At 60.3% G+C, this 18431-nt stretch carries 15 protein-coding genes; 9 read left to right on the plus strand and 6 right to left on the minus strand.

Features of this window, described 5'->3' with window-relative positions:
- Positions 1-222: 222 nt before the first annotated feature.
- Positions 223-2337 (minus strand): DNA topoisomerase IV subunit B, encoded by a 2115-nt coding sequence (parE, locus tag PL597_RS21915; protein WP_142912272.1) that lies wholly within the window; start codon positions 2335-2337, stop codon positions 223-225.
- Between the two features lie 222 nt (positions 2338-2559).
- On the opposite strand from parE, the gene PL597_RS21920 reads away from it, so the two are divergent.
- The 4 genes from PL597_RS21920 (at position 2560) to PL597_RS21935 (ending at position 6782) form a co-directional block, all read left to right on the plus strand.
- The gene (locus tag PL597_RS21920) at positions 2560-3441 is read left to right on the plus strand and encodes an alpha/beta fold hydrolase (protein WP_271366233.1); all 882 of its coding nucleotides are present in this window, start codon (positions 2560-2562) and stop codon (positions 3439-3441) included.
- A 211-nt stretch (positions 3442-3652) separates the two neighbouring features.
- Complete coding sequence (tpiA, locus tag PL597_RS21925; protein ID WP_077982212.1) at positions 3653-4423, plus strand: triose-phosphate isomerase; 771 nt, start codon at positions 3653-3655, stop codon at positions 4421-4423.
- 115 nt (positions 4424-4538) lie between these two features.
- Positions 4539-4994, plus strand: a complete 456-nt coding sequence (gene secG, locus PL597_RS21930; RefSeq protein WP_137410437.1) for a preprotein translocase subunit SecG — start codon at positions 4539-4541, stop codon at positions 4992-4994.
- A gap of 150 nt (positions 4995-5144) precedes the next feature.
- Positions 5145-6782 carry a CTP synthase gene (locus PL597_RS21935; protein WP_162520379.1) on the plus strand — a complete coding sequence of 546 codons (1638 nt, stop codon included), beginning with the start codon at positions 5145-5147 and terminating at the stop codon, positions 6780-6782.
- Positions 6783-6987: 205 nt separating this feature from the next.
- Here PL597_RS21935 and fumC read toward each other — a convergent pair whose 3' ends face one another.
- Together fumC and PL597_RS21945 are read right to left on the minus strand one after the other, a co-directional pair.
- Positions 6988-8379 (minus strand): class II fumarate hydratase, encoded by a 1392-nt coding sequence (gene fumC / locus PL597_RS21940; protein WP_269824648.1) that lies wholly within the window; start codon positions 8377-8379, stop codon positions 6988-6990.
- Positions 8336-8671: a hypothetical protein gene (locus tag PL597_RS21945; protein WP_142912270.1), complete on the minus strand. Its 336-nt coding sequence runs from the start codon at positions 8669-8671 to the stop codon at positions 8336-8338. Before PL597_RS21945 ends, fumC begins: the two co-directional genes overlap by 44 nt.
- A gap of 209 nt (positions 8672-8880) precedes the next feature.
- Here PL597_RS21945 and PL597_RS21950 point away from each other — a divergent pair, with 209 nt between their 5' ends.
- The gene (locus tag PL597_RS21950) at positions 8881-10740 is read left to right on the plus strand and encodes a L,D-transpeptidase family protein (RefSeq protein WP_269824716.1); all 1860 of its coding nucleotides are present in this window, start codon (positions 8881-8883) and stop codon (positions 10738-10740) included.
- A 77-nt stretch (positions 10741-10817) separates the two neighbouring features.
- Here the strand turns inward: PL597_RS21950 and PL597_RS21955 are convergent, their stop codons facing one another.
- Positions 10818-11519, minus strand: a complete 702-nt coding sequence (locus PL597_RS21955) for an HAD family hydrolase (RefSeq protein ID WP_269824647.1) — start codon at positions 11517-11519, stop codon at positions 10818-10820.
- A 190-nt stretch (positions 11520-11709) separates the two neighbouring features.
- Here PL597_RS21955 and rpiA point away from each other — a divergent pair, with 190 nt between their 5' ends.
- The 4 genes from rpiA (at position 11710) to PL597_RS21975 (ending at position 16153) form a co-directional block, all read left to right on the plus strand.
- Positions 11710-12405, plus strand: a complete 696-nt coding sequence (rpiA, locus tag PL597_RS21960) for a ribose-5-phosphate isomerase RpiA (RefSeq protein WP_077982216.1) — start codon at positions 11710-11712, stop codon at positions 12403-12405.
- A 16-nt stretch (positions 12406-12421) separates the two neighbouring features.
- Entirely contained in the window at positions 12422-12991 is a 570-nt protein-coding gene (locus tag PL597_RS21965; protein WP_077982217.1) for a DUF2059 domain-containing protein, read from the plus strand.
- A gap of 147 nt (positions 12992-13138) precedes the next feature.
- The gene (gene gor, locus PL597_RS21970) at positions 13139-14527 is read left to right on the plus strand and encodes a glutathione-disulfide reductase (protein WP_077982218.1); all 1389 of its coding nucleotides are present in this window, start codon (positions 13139-13141) and stop codon (positions 14525-14527) included.
- Positions 14528-14776: 249 nt separating this feature from the next.
- Positions 14777-16153, plus strand: coding sequence for a class II 3-deoxy-7-phosphoheptulonate synthase (locus PL597_RS21975; protein WP_077982219.1), 1377 nt, complete (start codon positions 14777-14779; stop codon positions 16151-16153).
- Positions 16154-16227: 74 nt separating this feature from the next.
- Here the strand turns inward: PL597_RS21975 and PL597_RS21980 are convergent, their stop codons facing one another.
- Together PL597_RS21980 and PL597_RS21985 are read right to left on the minus strand one after the other, a co-directional pair.
- Positions 16228-17967 carry a TadG family pilus assembly protein gene (locus tag PL597_RS21980; RefSeq protein WP_271366235.1) on the minus strand — a complete coding sequence of 580 codons (1740 nt, stop codon included), beginning with the start codon at positions 17965-17967 and terminating at the stop codon, positions 16228-16230.
- 1 nt (position 17968) lies between these two features.
- Entirely contained in the window at positions 17969-18391 is a 423-nt protein-coding gene (locus tag PL597_RS21985) for a TadE/TadG family type IV pilus assembly protein (protein WP_077982221.1), read from the minus strand.
- Positions 18392-18431: the final 40 nt, after the last annotated feature.

The raw sequence follows: 18431 nt of genomic DNA on the forward strand, positions 1-18431 counted from the left end.
AGCGCATCAAGATATCGCTGGGATCGCTCAGCCCGGTCGAATATCGTAAGAGCCTCGGCCTGAGCATTTAAAACAGTCCAACTTTTTATCCGCACCCCCACCGGCTCAGTTCCGCGCGGAAACCAACAGCCCGGAAATGGTCAAATGTGGTGTTGGCCAGTTTCAGGTTCCAAAATGGCCATTATTAGGGCTATTTGGCCAGTATTAGGTTGGTTTTTTCAATCAGATATCCAGATTATCCGCAAAGGCCGCCCGTTCCTGAATGAAGCGGAAACGTGCATCCGCCTTGGTGCCCATCAGATTGTCGACGGCCTCGCGGGTTCCTTCGAAATCCACGTCGTCGATCTCGACGCGCAGCAGGGTGCGCTTTTCGGGATCCATGGTGGTTTCCTTAAGTTGCGCGGCCATCATTTCGCCGAGGCCTTTGAAGCGGCTGATTTCCACCTTCTTGCCCTTGAACATGGTTTCCATCAGCTCAGTGCGGTGGGCGTCGTCGCGGGCGTAGGCGGATTTCGCACCTTGCGCGATCTTGTAGAGCGGCGGCACGGCCAGATAGAGATGGTTGCCGCGAATGAGTTCCGGCATTTCCTGATAGAAGAAGGTGATGAGCAGCGAGGCGATATGGGCGCCGTCGACATCGGCATCGGTCATGATGATGATGCGCTCGTACCGCAAATCCTCTTCGCGGTACTTTGTGCGCGTGCCGCAGCCCAGCGCCTGGATGAGATCGGCGATCTGCTGGTTGGCGGAGAGCTTTTCGCGGCTGGCGCTGCCGACGTTGAGGATTTTACCGCGCAGCGGCAGGATGGCTTGGTTGGCGCGGTTGCGCGCCTGCTTGGCCGAGCCGCCGGCCGAGTCGCCCTCGACGATGAAAAGCTCAGCGCCTTCTGCGGTGTTCTGGGCGCAATCCGCCAGCTTGCCGGGCAGGCGTAGCTTGCGCACGGCGGTCTTGCGATTGACTTCCTTTTCCTTGCGGCGGCGCAGGCGTTCTTCGGCGCGCTCGATCACCCAGTCGAGCAGCTTTGCCGCTTCGCCCGGATTGCCGGCGAGATAATGGTCGAAGGGATCGCGTAGCGCGTTTTCGACGATGCGCTGGGCCTCGACGGTTGCGAGCTTGTCCTTGGTCTGGCCGACGAATTCAGGCTCGCGGATGAAGACGGAGAGCATGCCGGCAGCCGAGATCATCACGTCATCGGTGGTGATGTCCTTGGCGCGCTTGTTCTGCGTCAGGTCCGCATAATTCTTCAGGCCCTTGGTGAGCGCGATGCGGAAGCCCGCCTCATGCGTGCCGCCTTCAGGGGTCGGGATGGTGTTACAATAGGAATGGATCTGCGTGTCGCCGCCATACCAGGTGACTGCCCATTCCAGCGCACCGTGGCCGCCCGTCTTTTCCGTGCGGCCCGAGAAAATTTCGCGGGTGACGGTGAATTCCTTGCCGAGCGTGGCGGCGAGATAATCCTTCAGGCCACCCGGAAAATGGAACACGGCCTTTTCGGGGATTTCGCCGCCGGCGGGCACCATGCCGGGATCGCAGCTCCAGCGGATTTCGACGCCGCCAAAGAGATAGGCCTTGGAGCGGGCCATGCGGAAGATGCGGGCCGCCTCGAATTTCGCGTGATCGCCGAAAATTTGCGGATCGGGATGGAAACGCACGCGGGTGCCGCGACGGTTGTGCACGTCGCCCAGCTCTTCCAACGGACCGATCGGCAGACCGCGCGAGAAACGCTGGCGGTAAAGCTTGCGGTTACGCGCCACTTCCACTTCCAGAAGATCGGAGAGCGCATTGACCACGGAAACACCGACGCCGTGCAGGCCGCCCGATGTCTCATAGGCCTTGCCGTCGAACTTGCCGCCGGCATGCAGCTTGGTCATGATGACTTCGAGCGTCGACTTGCCCGGCACCTGCGGATGGTTTTCCACGGGGATACCACGGCCGTTATCGGTGACGGTCAGGAAACCTTCCGTATCGAGATGGACCTCGATGAAATTGGCGTGGCCGGCGACGGCCTCGTCCATGGAGTTGTCGATGACTTCGGCAAAAAGGTGGTGCAGCGCCTTTTCGTCCGTGCCGCCGATATACATGCCCGGGCGCATGCGCACGGGCTCAAGCCCCTCGAGCACGCGGATCGAGGACGCGCCGTAGTCGTCACCGGTCGGTGATACGGGGGCGGGCGGCGTCACGGCCGCAACGGCTGCGGGTTTCGGCTGCACATTCGCGTTGGCGGGCACGTTGGCGGCCGTGGTCACCGGCGTCTTTGCGGCATCCCCGTTCGTTTCCGTATCGCTGTTTCGTGCTGCCGGAAGACCGGAGAAGAGATCGTTGCTGTCGTCCATCATGTCCAAAGTTCAAAAGCGTGTGTCAGAATTTCGCCATGCGAATCATTATGCCAGTAGCGTCGATCATAACGCCAAACGCGGTTCCCGTCCGATTCAAGGGTCCGTCTGGCAAACGCGGCGCATCCTATGCCACGATTGTGTCAGGGTTTCGCAACAGGAGGATTGCGCTGCCGGCTTTGCGATGGCAAGTCTCGCAGCCACGAATGAACGGTTAGCCAAGGCATGTCCACAGCTCATTTCACGTTTTGTACTCTTTTTAGCCTGACTGTGGCGGCAATGCCGGTTGCGGCCTCTGCCGCTGATGGGCCGCTGCGTCCCTTCAAGGATGAGCTGTTTTCCGCCCATACGGTGCTTTCCAGCGGCGATGGCGGCGCGTCCGAGGTCATCGACTATCAGGAAATGCGCGATATCAATGGTCGCGACGAGGTGCCGGAACGCCGGGTGAAACGACAATATGTCGATATGACGCCGAAGAAGGCGCAGGCGCTCGAAACCGTTTCCGCCGGGGGCAGGGCGCTTGAGGTCGGTCGCGTCGGGCCGGCGAGCGGCCAGGCCTTCACCGTCATCTTCATCCACGGGCGCGGCGGTGACCGGCGGCTCGGCATGAACGACTACACCTTCGGCGGCAACTTCAACAGGCTGAAAAATCTGGCTGTCGCCAATAGAGGCACCTATTATGCGCCAAGCGTTCGTTCCTTCGATGAGAACGGCGTTGCCGATATCGCGGCGCTGATTGCGGATGCGGCGGGAAAGTCGGGCGGTAAGCCTGTTATTCTGACCTGCGCCTCCATGGGTAGTTTCATCTGCTATGGCATCAGCCGTGACAAGGCGGCCGTCGCCAATCTCAAGGGCATGGCGATCCTCGGCGGGGCGGTCGATCCGGGTTTTCCGAAAAGCGCTTTTGCAAAGGCGAAGAAGCCGGTCTGGTTTACCCACGGCAGCGCCGACAAGGTTTATTCGGCCGATCAGCAAGCGACGATCTTCCGCACGTTGTTGAAGGCTGGCGAGCCGGCGCGGTTCACGCGTTACGAGACCGGCAGCCACGGAACGCCGGTGCGCATGACCGACTGGCGGGCGGTCTTGAACTGGATTTTGAGCCGTTAGGGGAGCATTCAGGGCGTCCTCACGACAAATTTTTCAAATTCGCCGCTGGTTTTAACCCTTGCACCGCTTTTTTGTACCAATTGTCGCTGCCTGCGGCTAAAGGAATATCCGGGAAAATTCCGGCAGAGCTTCTGTCGTGATCAAGGGCCTCTGGAGGCCGAGGGTTGGAGCGCCGCCAGCGGCGCTGCTAGACAAAGGGAATGGGATACGCATGACGCCGAATGTTCGACCGCTTGTAGCCGGAAACTGGAAGATGAACGGCACACGTGCCTCGCTCGATCAGATCAAGGCCATGGCAGAGGGCGTCAAGGGCGCGCTTTCCCAGAAGGTGGATGCGCTGATCTGCCCGCCTTCGACCTTGCTTTATGTCGCCACCGCGCTCTGCGATGACAGCCCGCTGATGATCGGCGCTCAGGATTGCCACCAGAACGCCTCCGGCGCGCACACCGGCGATATTTCCGCTGAGATGATCGCCGACTGCTTCGGCACCCATGTCATCGTTGGTCATTCGGAGCGCCGCACCGACCATGCCGAGACCGATCATCTGGTGCGCGCCAAGGCATCCGCCGCCCATCAGGCCGATCTCATCGCAATCGTCTGCATCGGCGAAACGGCGGATGAGCGCAAGGCGGGTCAGACGCTCGATATTCTCAAGCGCCAGCTCGCCGGCTCCCTGCCGGATGAGGCGACGGCGGAAAATACCGTCATCGCCTATGAGCCCGTGTGGGCGATCGGCACGGGTCTGACACCCACCGTGGACGATGTGCGCGAGGCCCATGCCTTCATGCGCGACGAACTCGTCAAGCGCTTCGGCGACGCCGGCAAGACCATGCGCATCCTCTATGGCGGCTCGGTGAAGCCCGCCAATGCGCTGGAGTTGATGGGTGTTGAAAACGTCGACGGCGCGCTGATCGGCGGTGCGAGCTTGAAAGCCTCCGACTTCCTGTCCATCTATGCGGCATACGAGCAACTGACGGCTTGATCGGAGCTTTCCTGCGAGTGGAGCGGGAAAGGGGCTTGGAATAAGCCTTCGCCTCATGTAAAGAGCCGCGAAACCTTCTTTGTAGTGCTCCGCGCGGGGCATGGAATGGATTGTCATGCAGACCGTTTTGATTGTTATTCACCTCATGATCGTGCTGGCGCTTGTCGGCGTGGTCCTGATCCAGCGTTCCGAAGGCGGCGGCCTCGGTATCGGCGGCGGTTCGGGCTTCATGTCCGCGCGCGGAACGGCCAATGCGCTGACGCGCACCACGGCGATCCTTGCCGCGCTGTTCTTCGCGACCTCGCTCGGCCTCGGTCTCCTGACGCGCTACGAATCGCGCCCGACCGACATTCTGAACCGTATTCCGGCCACGCAGGGCCAGGGTAACGGCATTCTCGATACGCTCGGCCCGTCAACGACGCCGTCGACGCCCGCTCCGGCTGAGAATGGCGTTCCGACCAATGGTGCAGCCGCACCGGCTCAGACGACCCCGGCTCCGGCCGCTTCCGGCACGGCCGCGCCGGCCCCGGCGCAGCCAGCCGATCCGAACGCAGTTCCGACCGGTCAATAAGCCCGGTTTTGATTTAACGCTCCGGCAGGCCAAAAGCCTGCCGGTTTTCTTTTGTTCGCATTCCGGCTCGCCCCATCGCAGATTCGTCAACAGCGAATTTTCGAAACAATGAAATTTTGGCTGGCGGAATCAGAGGTAAAAAGGTATCCGGTGAATCCCATGGCGCGATATGTATTCATCACAGGCGGCGTGGTCTCCTCTCTAGGCAAGGGCATCGCCGCGGCAGCACTCGGAGCTTTGTTGCAATCCCGTGGTTATCGGGTGCGGCTTCGTAAACTCGACCCCTATTTGAACGTCGATCCCGGCACCATGAGCCCGACACAGCACGGCGAAGTGTTCGTGACGGATGACGGTGCCGAGACGGACCTCGACCTTGGCCACTATGAACGCTTTACCGGGCGTTCAGCCACCAAGACCGACAACATCACGACCGGCCGCATCTACAAGAACATCATCGACAAGGAACGGCGCGGCGATTATCTCGGCGCGACCGTTCAGGTCATTCCGCATGTCACCAACGAGATCAAGGATTTCGTCACCGAAGGTAATGACGATTACGACTTCGTCATCTGCGAAATCGGCGGCACGGTGGGTGATATCGAGGCGATGCCGTTCATGGAGGCGATCCGTCAGCTCGGCAACGACCTGCCGCGCGGCACGGCGATCTATCTTCACCTGACGCTGATGCCCTATATTCCGGCAGCCGGCGAGCTGAAGACCAAGCCGACCCAGCATTCCGTCAAGGAGCTGCAGGCGCTCGGTATTCATCCCGACATCCTCTTGGTGCGCGCCGACCGGGAAATCCCGGAAGCCGAACGCCGCAAGCTTTCGCTGTTCTGCAACGTGCGTCCTTCCGCCGTCATCCAGGCACTGGATGTGGCGAATATCTACGATGTTCCGATTGCCTACCACAAGGAAGGCCTCGATTCGGAAGTGCTGGCCGCTTTCGGCATCGAGCCGGCGCCGAAGCCGCGTCTGGAACAGTGGGAAGAGGTTTGCAACCGCATCCGCACGCCGGAAGGCGAAGTGACGATTGCGATTGTCGGCAAATATACCGGTCTCAAGGACGCGTATAAGTCGCTGATCGAGGCGCTGCATCACGGCGGCTTTGCGAACCGCGTCAAGGTCAAGCTTGAGTGGATCGAGTCGGAAGTCTTTGAAAAGGAAGATCCGACGCCCTATCTCGAAAAGGTCAACGGCATTCTGGTGCCGGGCGGTTTTGGCGAGCGCGGTTCGGAAGGCAAGATCATGGCGGCACAGTTCGCGCGTGAGCGCAACGTGCCCTATTTCGGCATCTGCTTTGGCATGCAGATGGCGGTCGTTGAAGCGGCCCGTCATCTGGCCGGCATCGAACATGCCTCCTCCACCGAATTCGGGCCGACGTCCGAGCCGGTCGTTGGTCTGATGACCGAATGGGTGAAGGGCAACGAGTTGGAGAAACGCTCCTCCAAGGGCGATCTCGGCGGCACGATGCGCCTCGGCGCCTACAAGGCGGCGCTGAAGAAAGACACCAAGATCGCCGAGATTTACGGCTCCACGGATATTTCCGAGCGCCACCGTCACCGCTATGAGGTGAATGTGGACTACAAGGACCGTCTGGAAGAATGCGGCCTCGTCTTCTCCGGCATGTCTCCTGACGGTGTCCTGCCGGAAACGGTGGAATATCCTGACCATCCGTGGTTCATCGGCGTTCAGTACCATCCGGAACTGAAGAGCCGCCCGCTTGACCCGCATCCGCTGTTTGCCAGCTTCGTTGAGGCGGCGGTGGAGCAGAGCCGGCTGGTTTGACGGTTTGAATGAGATGAAGAGGGCCGCGACAGCGGCCCTTTTTTGTTGGGTGATACCTTCCCTCCGTCATCCTCGGGTCAAGCCCGAGGATGACGTTGAGTATTGGGGGAAAGCTTGTCAGCTGTGCGAGGTAGTGTCATGGGCTTCCAGCAAACAAAAAACGGGCCCGAAGGCCCGTTCTGCATTCCATCAAAATCCAAACCGATTACTTCGGCCCGATCATGTTCTCCGGGCGCACATACTGGTCGAACTCCTCGTTGGTGAGGTATCCGCCGCCAACGGCCTCGTCGCGCAGCGTCGTGCCGTTCTTGTGCGCGGTCTTGGCGATCTTGGCGCAGATGTCGTAGCCGAGCTTGCCGTTCAGCGCCGTCACCAGCATCAGCGAGTTTTCGACGCCCTTTTTGATGTTGTCTTCGCGGGCCTCGATGCCGACGACGCAATTGTCGGTGAAGGAGACGGCGGCGTCGCCCAGAAGCTGGACCGACTGCAGGAAGTTGTAGGCCATCATCGGGTTATAGACGTTGAGCTCGAAGTGACCCTGCGAACCGGCGAAGGACAGTGCTGCATTGTTGCCGAAGATGTGGGCGCAAACCTGCGTCAGCGCTTCCGACTGGGTGGGGTTGACCTTGCCAGGCATGATCGACGAGCCGGGTTCGTTTTCCGGCAGCGAGAGTTCGCCGAGACCGGCGCGCGGGCCGGAGCCGAGGAAGCGGATGTCGTTGGCGATCTTGAAGAGCGCAGCCGCAGCCGCATTGATCGCGCCATGGGAGAAGACCATGGAATCATGCGAGGCTAGCGCTTCGAACTTGTTCGGCGCGGTGACGAAGGGCAGGCCGGTGATCTTGGAAATTTCCTCTGCGACCTTTTCGGCAAAACCAACCGGAGCATTGAGGCCCGTGCCGACGGCGGTGCCGCCCTGGGCGAGCTTGGAAAGCGCGGGCAGGGTGGTTTCGATGTTGGCGATGGCGGAGGCGACCTGCGCGGCGTAACCGGAGAATTCCTGGCCGAGCGTCAGCGGCGTTGCATCCTGCGTGTGGGTGCGGCCGATCTTGATGATCTTCTCAAACTGCTTGACCTTGGCTTCCAACGCCTTGTGCAGGTGCTTGAGGCTCGGCAGCAAGTGATGAACGATCTCTTCCACGCAGGCGATATGCATCGCAGTGGGGTAGGTGTCGTTCGAGGACTGGCTCATATTGACGTGGTCGTTGGGGTGCACGGGCTTCTTGGTGCCCATTTCGCCGCCGAGCATTTCGATTGCGCGGTTGGAAATCACCTCATTGGCGTTCATGTTGGACTGGGTGCCGGAGCCGGTCTGCCAGACGACGAGCGGAAAATGCTCGGTCAGCTTGCCGTCGATCACTTCCTGCGCGGCGGCGATGATGGCCTCACCGATCTTCGGGTCGAGGCCGGCAAGCGCCATATTGGCGCGGGCTGCGGCCTGCTTGACGATGCCGAGCGCGCGAACGACAGAGGCGGGCTGCTTTTCCCAGCCGATCTTGAAGTTGCCGAGCGAGCGCTGCGCCTGGGCGCCCCAATAGCGATCGGCCTGAACTTCAATGGGTCCAAATGTATCGGTTTCCGTCCGTGTGGCTGTCATCAATCTTGCCTTTTTCCTCGTTTTCCTCCGCCAAAACGGCGCCTTCGCCCGCCTTGCGCGGCCGATATATAGAATCATCGCGCCGGCAATGAAAGCGCTGCAATGCGGCGCAGGCAGATATTTCCCGCCGCGCAAAAGCGATTTCGCCGTATGGCGCGGCGCGGGGCGAAAAAGGTGCCGGCGTGTCATTTTTACTACGACGCGAAATGGCCGGCGAACCGGGCTTTCCGGGGTGCCGTGATGAGCTGATGGGGCAGGGCAAAGTGAATGAAATAAATAGAAATTTAACCATTCTCGCCAATTCTGGAAATTACGTTTTTATGGCTTTGGCTGTATTATAAGGTTCATTTCGGCACGGTTGTGGGCTTTTTCGCGTTTTCTTTTCAACTGGCCGTCTATCGGCTAGACAGGCATGAAACTGATGCCCGCCTTTTGCTGGCGGTGCTGGGTGCTACGAGGATCAAATTGCAAGTCACATCTGGAAAAACATCGGCAGCACTGGTGCTGGCTCTCGGTCTTTCCGTTTCCACCGCTCTTCCCGGCAGTGCCGGGGCGGTAACGTTGATGGACCTCCTGCGCGGTGGCCCCGGTAAGATCGCGCGGGATCGCGGCGAGTTGCCGCCGGCCGGCATCGTTACCTCACCCTCCGGATCGAGTGCGGGCCAAAGCGCCGATGCTTCCGATCCCGAGCCATTGCCGCGTGTTTCAGGCCCGCGCTATTACAACTACAAGGCGGATTCGGCCCGTGCGGTAAACACGGCGAATTTCGGTGAAGGCCTTGCCAATCTGAAGTTTAGCGCCACCCCTGAGATCGCCAAGGCACTGGAAGCCTATTACGGCGCCGGCGGCAAGACGCTGTGGGTTTCGGAAGGCGAGCTGACCGCGCGCGCCAACGCTGTCATCGCCTTTCTCGAGACGGTCGATGAAAGCGGCCTCGATCCGGCCGATTACAGCATTTCGCCACCGGCAAAGGATGTGACGGCCAGCATCACCAATGCTTCCGGCGCGGCTGCAACCGCTACGACGGTGGAGATGGCCTCGGCGCCCGTGTCCGACGCCTATCAGCGGGCCCAGATGCAGTTCGAGCTGGCGCTTTCCGCCAAGGTTCTGGCCTATGTTCAGGATACGACCCGCGGCCGTGTCGATCCGAACCGGCTTTCCGGCTATCACGATTTCAAGCGCAAGACGGTGAACCTCGCACCGGTGCTGAAGCTTGCCGGCCTGAGCCCCGATGTTGCCGCGTATCTGCGCAGCCGTGAACCGTCGAGCGCCGAATATCTGGCGCTGAAGGCTGAACTTGCGCGCCTGCGCGACGAGGGCGATGCAGCGCATGTCGTCCGCGTTCCTGCCGATCTGTTGCTAAAGCCGGGCAATAGCAGCGCGGATATGGCCAATGTCGTCATGGCCATCGAACATCGCGCTTCGCCTGCCTTCAAGGCCGAGCATGCGGCAATCATTTCCGCTTACCAGCAAACGCCGGACTATACGCCCGATCTCGTCGATCTGGTGAAGGCGTTCCAGAGCGAAAACGGCCTGAAGCCGGACGGCGTTATCGGCCGCGCGACCGTGCGCGCCATGGTCGGCGAAAGCAATGACGCGAAGATCGCCAAGGTGCAGGTGGCCATGGAGCAGATCCGCTGGCTTCCGGCCGATCTCGGCCAGCGCTATGTCTTCATCAACCAGCCGGCGTTCATGGCCTACTACCACAATGACGGCATGGAACAGTTCGGTATGAAGGTGGTCGTCGGCTCCAAGGCCAACCAGACCTATTTCTTTCAGGACCAGATCCAGACTGTCGAGTTCAACCCCTATTGGGGTGTGCCGCAGTCGATCATCGTCAACGAGATGCTGCCGAAGCTACGCCGCGATCCGTCCTATCTCGACCGGCTCGGTTACGAAGTGCAGGTGGGCGGCCGTGCGGTCTCTTCCACCAGCGTCAACTGGTATGGCTCCACCAACGCCGTTTCCGTGCGCCAGCCGCCGAGCAGCGACAATGCGTTGGGCGATCTGAAAATCCTGTTCCCCAATGCACATGCCATCTACATGCATGACACGCCTGCCAAGAGCTTCTTCAACCGCGACATGCGGGCGCTGAGCCACGGCTGTATCCGCCTCGTCGATCCGCGCCGCATGGCCGCCGCCGTTCTTGGCACCAGCGTCGACAAGGTCGGCGAGCAGATCGCGTCGGGCAAGAACCGCGCCGTTCAGGTGCCGGAGAAGATTCCGGTCTACGTGGCCTATTTCACCGCGTGGCCGGACAAGGACGGCAAGGTGCAGTTCTTTGACGATGTCTATGATCGTGACAGCTATGTGCAGAAGGCCTTTGCCGTGACGACGAAGGCGCGGGCTGCGTCGATCTGATCGGCATATCGTCAAGAGAAAAGCGCCGGAAACGGCGCTTTTTGTTTGATAAGGGCTGGATGAAGCGGCCCGGCCTCTCAGGCAGCCGCTTCGCCCTTCGCAACCAGTTCTTCGAACAGCGCCGGCGTCAATTCGGTGAAATCGTCGATCACCACATCCGGCTCCAGTTCAACCATCGGCACATCCGAATAACCGAAGGTGACGCCGATGGATGGCACGGCCGCGCGTCTGGCGGCGAGAATGTCGTTGATGCTGTCACCGACCATGATCGAGCGCTGCGGGTCGCCGCCGGCCTTTTCGATGGTGCCGAGGATATGGCGGGCATCCGGCTTGCGGAATTCAAACGTATCGCCGCAGGTGATGGCGGTGAAATATCGGCTGAGGCCCAGTTTTTCGAGCAGCGGTAACGCGAGGATTTCGGTCTTGTTGGTGCAGACGGCGAGCGTGATGCCCGCTTCGGAAAGTGCATCCAGCGCGCTGATAATGCCGGGATAGGGCTGGCTTTCGCCGGGCATTTCGGCGCGGTAATGGGTGATGAAGCGCTCATAAAGCGGATCGATCTCTGCTTCCGGCAGTTCCGTTTCGCGCAGCGCGAAGGCGCGCTTGATCATGACCCGCGCGCCCTGGCCGACGAGATGCGTCAGGTCGTCATAGGTGACGGGCGCAAGCCCGGCTGCGGCGATGGTGTGGTTGAGGCTTGAGACGAGGTCGGCGGCGGTATCGACCAGCGTGCCGTCGAGATCGAAAATGGCGAGGGGGGAGAGCAGGCGGGATGTCACGGGAACTGGCCTCTTGCAGAATGCGGGTGCTGAGCGATCGATGCTTTCATTCCCGCCAAGCCTAGGCAAACGGGCCTGTCTTTGCAACCGCGTCACAACGTTCTGTTCGTTGCCTTGAAAAAGGCTTTCGTTTGGCTTTCGACCCGTGTAAACAGCACGGCGACGATAAAGCTACCGGAGTTTCAGGCACATGGATGCCCGCCAGATGAAGATCAAGGCCGCCGAGGCCGCATTGTCCCATGTACAGGATGGGATGCGGCTCGGTATCGGCACGGGCTCGACGGCCGAGGAATTCGTCAGGCTTTTGGCCGAGAAGGTCGCGGCAGGGCTCAAGGTCGAGGGCGTGCCGACATCCGAGCGCACCGCGCGCCTGTGCGTCGAGCTTGGCGTTCCGCTGAAATCGCTGGATGAATTGCCGGAACTGGATTTGACCATCGACGGTGCGGATGAGGTCGATCATGCGCTGCGCCTCGTCAAGGGCGGCGGCGGCGCGCTTCTGCGCGAAAAGATCGTTGCGGCGGCATCCGCCCGCATGATTGTGATCGCCGACCAGAGCAAGGTGGTGGAGACGCTGGGCGCTTTTCCGCTTCCCATCGAAATCAACCCTTTCGGCCAGGTGGCGACGCGTATCGCCATCGAAAAACTGGCGTCGCGTTCCGGGCTTTCCGGCACGCTTGCGCTGCGCTCTTCCGGCGACGGCGCCTTCATGACCGATGGCGGGCACCTTATCCTCGACGCATCTTTTGGCCGTATTCCTGATGCAGAAGCGCTAGCACGCGAGCTGAACACGATTCCCGGCGTCGTCGAGCACGGACTTTTCATAAATTTGGCATCGCTTGCCATTATCGCGGGTCCTGAAGGCGCCCGCGTGATGCAGGCAGTATAACAGGAGCGAGATTTTCATGGTCAAACTAGCGGGACTGGGCAAAGCTGCCGCTGCTTCGATCCTCATTTCCGGCATCGCGTTCGGTACTGCCGCACGCGCCCAGGAAATTTCGGAAGCGCATATCGCCGCCGCACGGCAGGCGATCACTTCTCTTGGCGTTACCGACCGTTTCGACGACATTCTGCCGGGTCTGGCGGAGCGTCTGAAGGCCGAACTCATTCAGGCTTCGCCGAACGTTCAGGATGCGATCACCGAGACTGTTGACGCGAAGGCTCTCGAGCTTGCGCCGCGCCGCGCCGATCTGGAGCGCGAAGCAGCGCTCACCTATGCGCGCGCCTTCACCGTTGAAGAGCTGAACGCCATTTCCACCTTCTACAGCAGCGAAGCCGGCAAGAAGCTCCTGAAGGACGGCCCGATCGCCACGCGCGAACTGATGAAGGCCGCCGATATCTGGGCCGCCGGCATCAACCGCGACCTCAACGCTTCCAGCATGTCGGAACTGCAGAAGGTTGCCGGCGCCGATCTGAAGCCGCTTCCGGCCGATCAGAACGCCACGGGCGGCGCTCCGGCGGCTCCCAAGCCCTGATTGGGTGAACGGACAATTCAGAAATATTCAAAGCCCGGCCGCAAGACCGGGCTTTTCATTTGTGCGTCGCAGCACCTATATGTGCCGTGAATGCGCCGCCGCCCGTCTCGAGGCTGAGGACGGCGGTTTTGATCAGGGGTTTTGACTATGACAGCTTATGACTACGATCTTTTCGTCATCGGTGGCGGTTCCGGCGGCGTGCGCAGCGGCCGCGTGGCGGCCTCGCTCGGCAAGCGCGTGGCGATCGCCGAGGAATATCGCTATGGCGGAACCTGCGTCATCCGCGGCTGCGTGCCGAAGAAGCTGTTCGTTTATGCCTCGCAATTTCCGGAGCATTTCGAGGACTCGGAAGGATTTGGCTGGAGCGTCGGCGAGCGCAGCTTCGACTGGAAGAAGCTGATCGCTGCCAAGGACAAGGAAATCACCCGTCTCGAGGGGCTCTACCGCAAGGGTCTGGAAAACGCCAAGGCCGATATTTTCGACAGCCGTGCGGAACTGGTCGACGCCCATACTGTGAAGCTGACAAAAACCGGCGAGACCTTCACCGCCGAGCGTATCGTGATCGCTGTCGGCGGCACGCCGAACGAGCACAAGGCGCTGCCTGGCCATGAGCTGACGATCTCCTCCAACGAGGCCTTCGATCTGGAAGAACTGCCGAAATCGATCCTGATTGCCGGCGGCGGTTATATCGCTGTCGAATTCGCCAATATCTTCCATGGGCTCGGCGTTGAAACGACACTGATTTACCGCGGCAAGGAAATCCTCTCGCGGTTCGATCACGACATGCGCAAGGGTCTGCATGAGGCGATGGAGGCCAAGGGCATCCGCATCATTCTCGAAGACATCATCGAGGAAGTCAGCAAGGATGGTGCGGGCGGTTTCGTGGCGCGCACCAAACAGGGTAGCTCGCTGCATGTCGGTCTGGTGATGCTGGCGCTCGGGCGAGATCCGAACACCAAGGGCCTCGGTCTCGAAAACGCCGGTGTGAAGCTGGATGCGCGGGGCGCGATCATCGTTGATGATTACTCGCGCACCAACGTGCCTGGTATCTTCGCGCTGGGCGACGTCACCGACCGGGTACAACTGACGCCGGTGGCGATCCACGAGGCCATGTGCTTCATCGAGACCGAATACAAGAACAACCCCACGAAGCCGGATCACGAGCTGATCGCAACGGCGGTGTTCTCGCAGCCGGAGATCGGCACCGTCGGTCTTTCGGAAGAGGAAGCGGGCAAGAAATATCCGGAACTGGAAGTTTATCGCGCACAGTTCCGGCCGATGAAGGCGACGTTGTCCGGCCGTCAGGAAAAGACGATCATGAAGCTGATCGTCAATGCTAGCGACCGTAAAGTCGTCGGCGCGCATATTCTCGGCCATGAGGCGGGAGAGATGGCGCAGCTTCTCGGCATCACGCTGAAAGCCGGCTGCACCAAGGATGATTTCGACCGCACCATGGCGGTTCATCCGACAGCGTCCGAGGAACTGGTGACGATGTATTCGCCGAGCTATCGCGTCGTGAATGGCGAGCGTGTTTAACGTCGGTACAGGCGCGATATAATCGCCGCCCCCATCAGCCTGCCGCCCTTTGAAAGCGAAGTTTTCGAATGGCGGCGGGGTTGTTAAATCGTTTGAATTGACTTTTGTACGTCTGGAACGCCCAAAACGGGCAGAATGAGCCTGTTAGCTCAGGGATCGGCTATGCAAAGCCGATGCTTGGAGCTATAAGCCGCTCAATTTTTCGAGGCGGCCGCGCGACGTCGCGCGGGCGAAAAAAGGGTTAAGAACATGGCACAGAATTGGACCCCCGGCAGCTGGCGGCAGAAACCGATCCAGCAGGTTCCCGAATATCCGGATGCGGCAGCGCTTGCGGCAACGGAAGCCACGCTTGCGACTTACCCGCCGTTGGTGTTTGCCGGCGAAGCCCGCCGCCTGAAGAAACAGCTCGCCAATGTGGCCGAAGGCAACGCTTTCCTGCTGCAGGGCGGCGATTGCGCTGAAAGCTTCCTCGAGCACGGTGCAGACAACATCCGCGACTTCTTCCGCGCGTTCCTGCAGATGGCCGTCGTGCTGACCTATGGCGCGCAGCTGCCCGTCGTGAAGGTCGGCCGCATTGCCGGTCAGTTCGCCAAGCCGCGCTCTTCCAACGTGGAAGTGCAGGATGGCGTTTCCCTGCCGTCCTACCGCGGTGACATCATCAACGGTATCGAATTCAACGAAGCCTCGCGCATTCCGAGCCCGGAGCGCCAGCTCGACGCCTATCGCCAGTCCGCTGCGACGCTGAACCTGCTGCGCGCTTTCGCGATGGGCGGTTATGCCAATCTCGAAAACGTTCACCAGTGGATGCTCGGCTTCATCAAGGACAGCCCGCAGGCGGATCGTTACCGCAAACTGGCCGACCGGATTTCCGAAACCATGGATTTCATGAAGGCGATCGGCATTAGCGCTGACAGCAATCCAAGCCTGCGCGAGACCGACTTCTTCACCAGCCATGAAGCGCTGCTTCTCGGTTACGAAGAGGCGCTTACCCGTGTCGATTCAACGTCCGGCGACTGGTACGCGACCTCTGGACACATGCTTTGGATCGGCGACCGCACACGTCAGCTCGACCATGCGCATGTGGAATATTTCCGCGGCATCAAGAACCCGATCGGTCTGAAATGCGGTCCGTCGCTGACGCCTGACAATCTGATCGAACTGATCGACGCGCTGAACCCGGCGAACGAGGCCGGCCGCCTGACGCTGATTTGCCGTTTCGGCCATGACAAGGTGGCGGACAGCCTGCCGAAGCTCATCCGTGCGGTGGAGAAGGAGGGCCGCAAGGTCGTGTGGTCCTGCGATCCGATGCATGGCAACACCATCACGCTCAATCACTACAAGACGCGTCCGTTCGAGCGGATCCTTTCGGAAGTCGAAAGCTTCTTCCAGATCCATCGCGCCGAAGGCACACATCCGGGCGGCATCCACATCGAGATGACCGGCAAGGACGTGACGGAATGCACCGGTGGTGCGCGCGCCGTGACGGCGGATTCGCTGTCCGACCGTTACCACACCCATTGCGACCCGCGCCTCAACGCCGATCAGGCGCTGGAACTGGCATTCCTGCTATCCGAGCGCATGAAGAGCGGCCGCGACGAGAAGCGTCTGGCGATTGCCAACGCCTGATCCAGGCAATGAGCGCATAAAACAAAAAAGCCGCCGGGAGACCATCCGGCGGCTTTTTCGTGCGTGGTGCCAGATTACTGAACCAACGCGGGCTGCTGGCAGCGGACATCGGTCACCCGGACATCCGCTTCGCCGATCTTGACGCCGAGAACCAGAAGCACATTGTAGAGCAGTTGATCGACCGGCGCTGTGACCGTCGCCAGCGTGTTGGCCAGCGCCGACTGGATGACCGCGAGGCCCCCCAGATCAAGGTTGATGAAAAAAAGCCTGATATCGAGGTTGAGGTTCTTCAACAGCGAACTGACCAGCGTCGTGACGGTGTCTTTGGTCGACACGCTCTTGATCTTGGCCTGTGTAATATCCGACTGGGTGAAGGTTAGCTTCGTCTTTGTCATATTGGTGGCATTGATGAGGGCGCTGCCGTTAATGGCAAGCAGTGCCGAATCCACGATGGCTGCCTTGGTCACGCGCGGATCCCTGCCGAAATTGGCAAAGGCCGAGGTATCGACATTGCCGAGTGCGATTTCCGCAACGCCGGGAACGACTTCCACGTCCACCGTGCCCTGTCCGCCGCCGGTGCATCTGATATCGGCGAGCCGGGCTTCGGCATGGGCGACTTCCACATAAAGCGGGAGATTGACCTTGAGACCGGCAATGGCCTGCAGGCCATCGACCACGACATTGACCGCAAGCCGGGTCTGCGCGGTGCGCACGATGGTGCCCTGACCACCGACGGCGAGCGATGGCGTTTCGACGGGCGGTTCACCGATGGCAAGCGTTGCCTTGACCGAGGCGAGGCCGAGAAGATTGGCGTTGAGATTAAGGCCCAGCTGGTTGCCGCCATTGCCCGCTACGGCGGCGGCGTTGATGAGATCGAAGACGCCGGCGGTGACCTTGAGGTTTTCACCCGTGCCGATCAGCTTGTCGGAGAAGGGGCCGAGATTGAGGATTTCTTCGAGCTTGATCTTGACGTTGCTCTTGTTGACCGCTTTTTGCAGCGTATTCAAAATGTTGACGACCGCCGGCTGCAGGCCGGAGGTTTTCGTCAGCACGTCGAGGAATTTGCCGTAGCTGATTTCCGTCTGCAACACATCCTTATAGGTGCCGGCGGTGAGGTTGAGATCGATGGCCAGCGCCTCAACGATCTTCAGCGCATTGACATCGGCGGCGAGAAGCGCCTGGTAATCCATGACCTTCAACGACACCGTGGTGCCGAGAAGGCCGCCGAGCAGGCTGTTGAGAATCCCCTCATCAAGGCTCGCCAGCCGCGATCCCACTGAAAATGCCGCGATCTTCTGGGATGAGGCCGTTCCGACCGCCGAAACCTTCGGGGGCGTGGTGAAGGCGGAGGCGAAGAATATCTGCCCCTGTTCGACGATGTTCACCTTGATCGCATTGGTGGGCAGGGCATTGTCAACGAAACGCTGGCCGACCGGTACGGTCGCATCCGGCTCATAGTGACCCTTGATGACCTCGGCATACCCCTTGCTGCTGGCAAATTCATTCTGGGGATCGAAGGGTTGCAGGCCCTTTTCGGTCAAAAGACCCTTGTCGGTCTTGACGCCGAGATCCATGCCGTTGAGGGCGAAATATTGCTGGACCGCCTTTTCGGCGTCCGTGGCGTTGGCTGCCGCCGATATGGCCGCGAGATCGGCGGTTTGCTGCAATTGCCGTTTCTGCAATGTCAGATAACCGTAATCGACACCGAGCGCCAATATGCCAATGAAAAGCGGTGCGGTGAGCCCCGCCGAAATGGCGATATTGCCCCTTCTATCTTTCAGGAAGCGCGGAAGCAGGGAATGAATATCTCGCATGTCATACTCCTCCGATCCGGATGGTGGAAAAACGCCGGATGACCGGTTCGGGCAGGGTGTAGCTGTAGAGGCTCCAGATCGGCAGATCGCGGGCGTCATATTCGACCTTGACCGTGAACTGGTTGGCATTGGCGGGATCGGTGGCGACATCGACGGTGAAGCGGCTCTTGTCCATGAAGGCGTAACTGAGGTCGCTTTTTGTGACGAAATCCCGGGCAAGCTGCTGGCGCTCGGTCGTATTGAGGCCGGCAACCGCCGTCCGCGCCGCGTCGGCGGCGATCTGCTGCACCGAATAGGCCGCCATAAGATAAATGCCATAGGCGATCATGGTGAGCAGGACGAGAAAGAATATCGGTGCGACGATGGCGAACTCGACAGCAGACGAGCCGGATCTATCGCGAAAGAAACGCACTCCATTAAACATAAAGCACCCCCGTTCCTTTTGGCATCAAGGTTCGATGCCT

It is taken from the genome of Agrobacterium sp. ST15.13.013, assembly GCF_027956525.1.
GTDB classification, from domain to species: domain Bacteria; phylum Pseudomonadota; class Alphaproteobacteria; order Rhizobiales; family Rhizobiaceae; genus Agrobacterium; species Agrobacterium salinitolerans.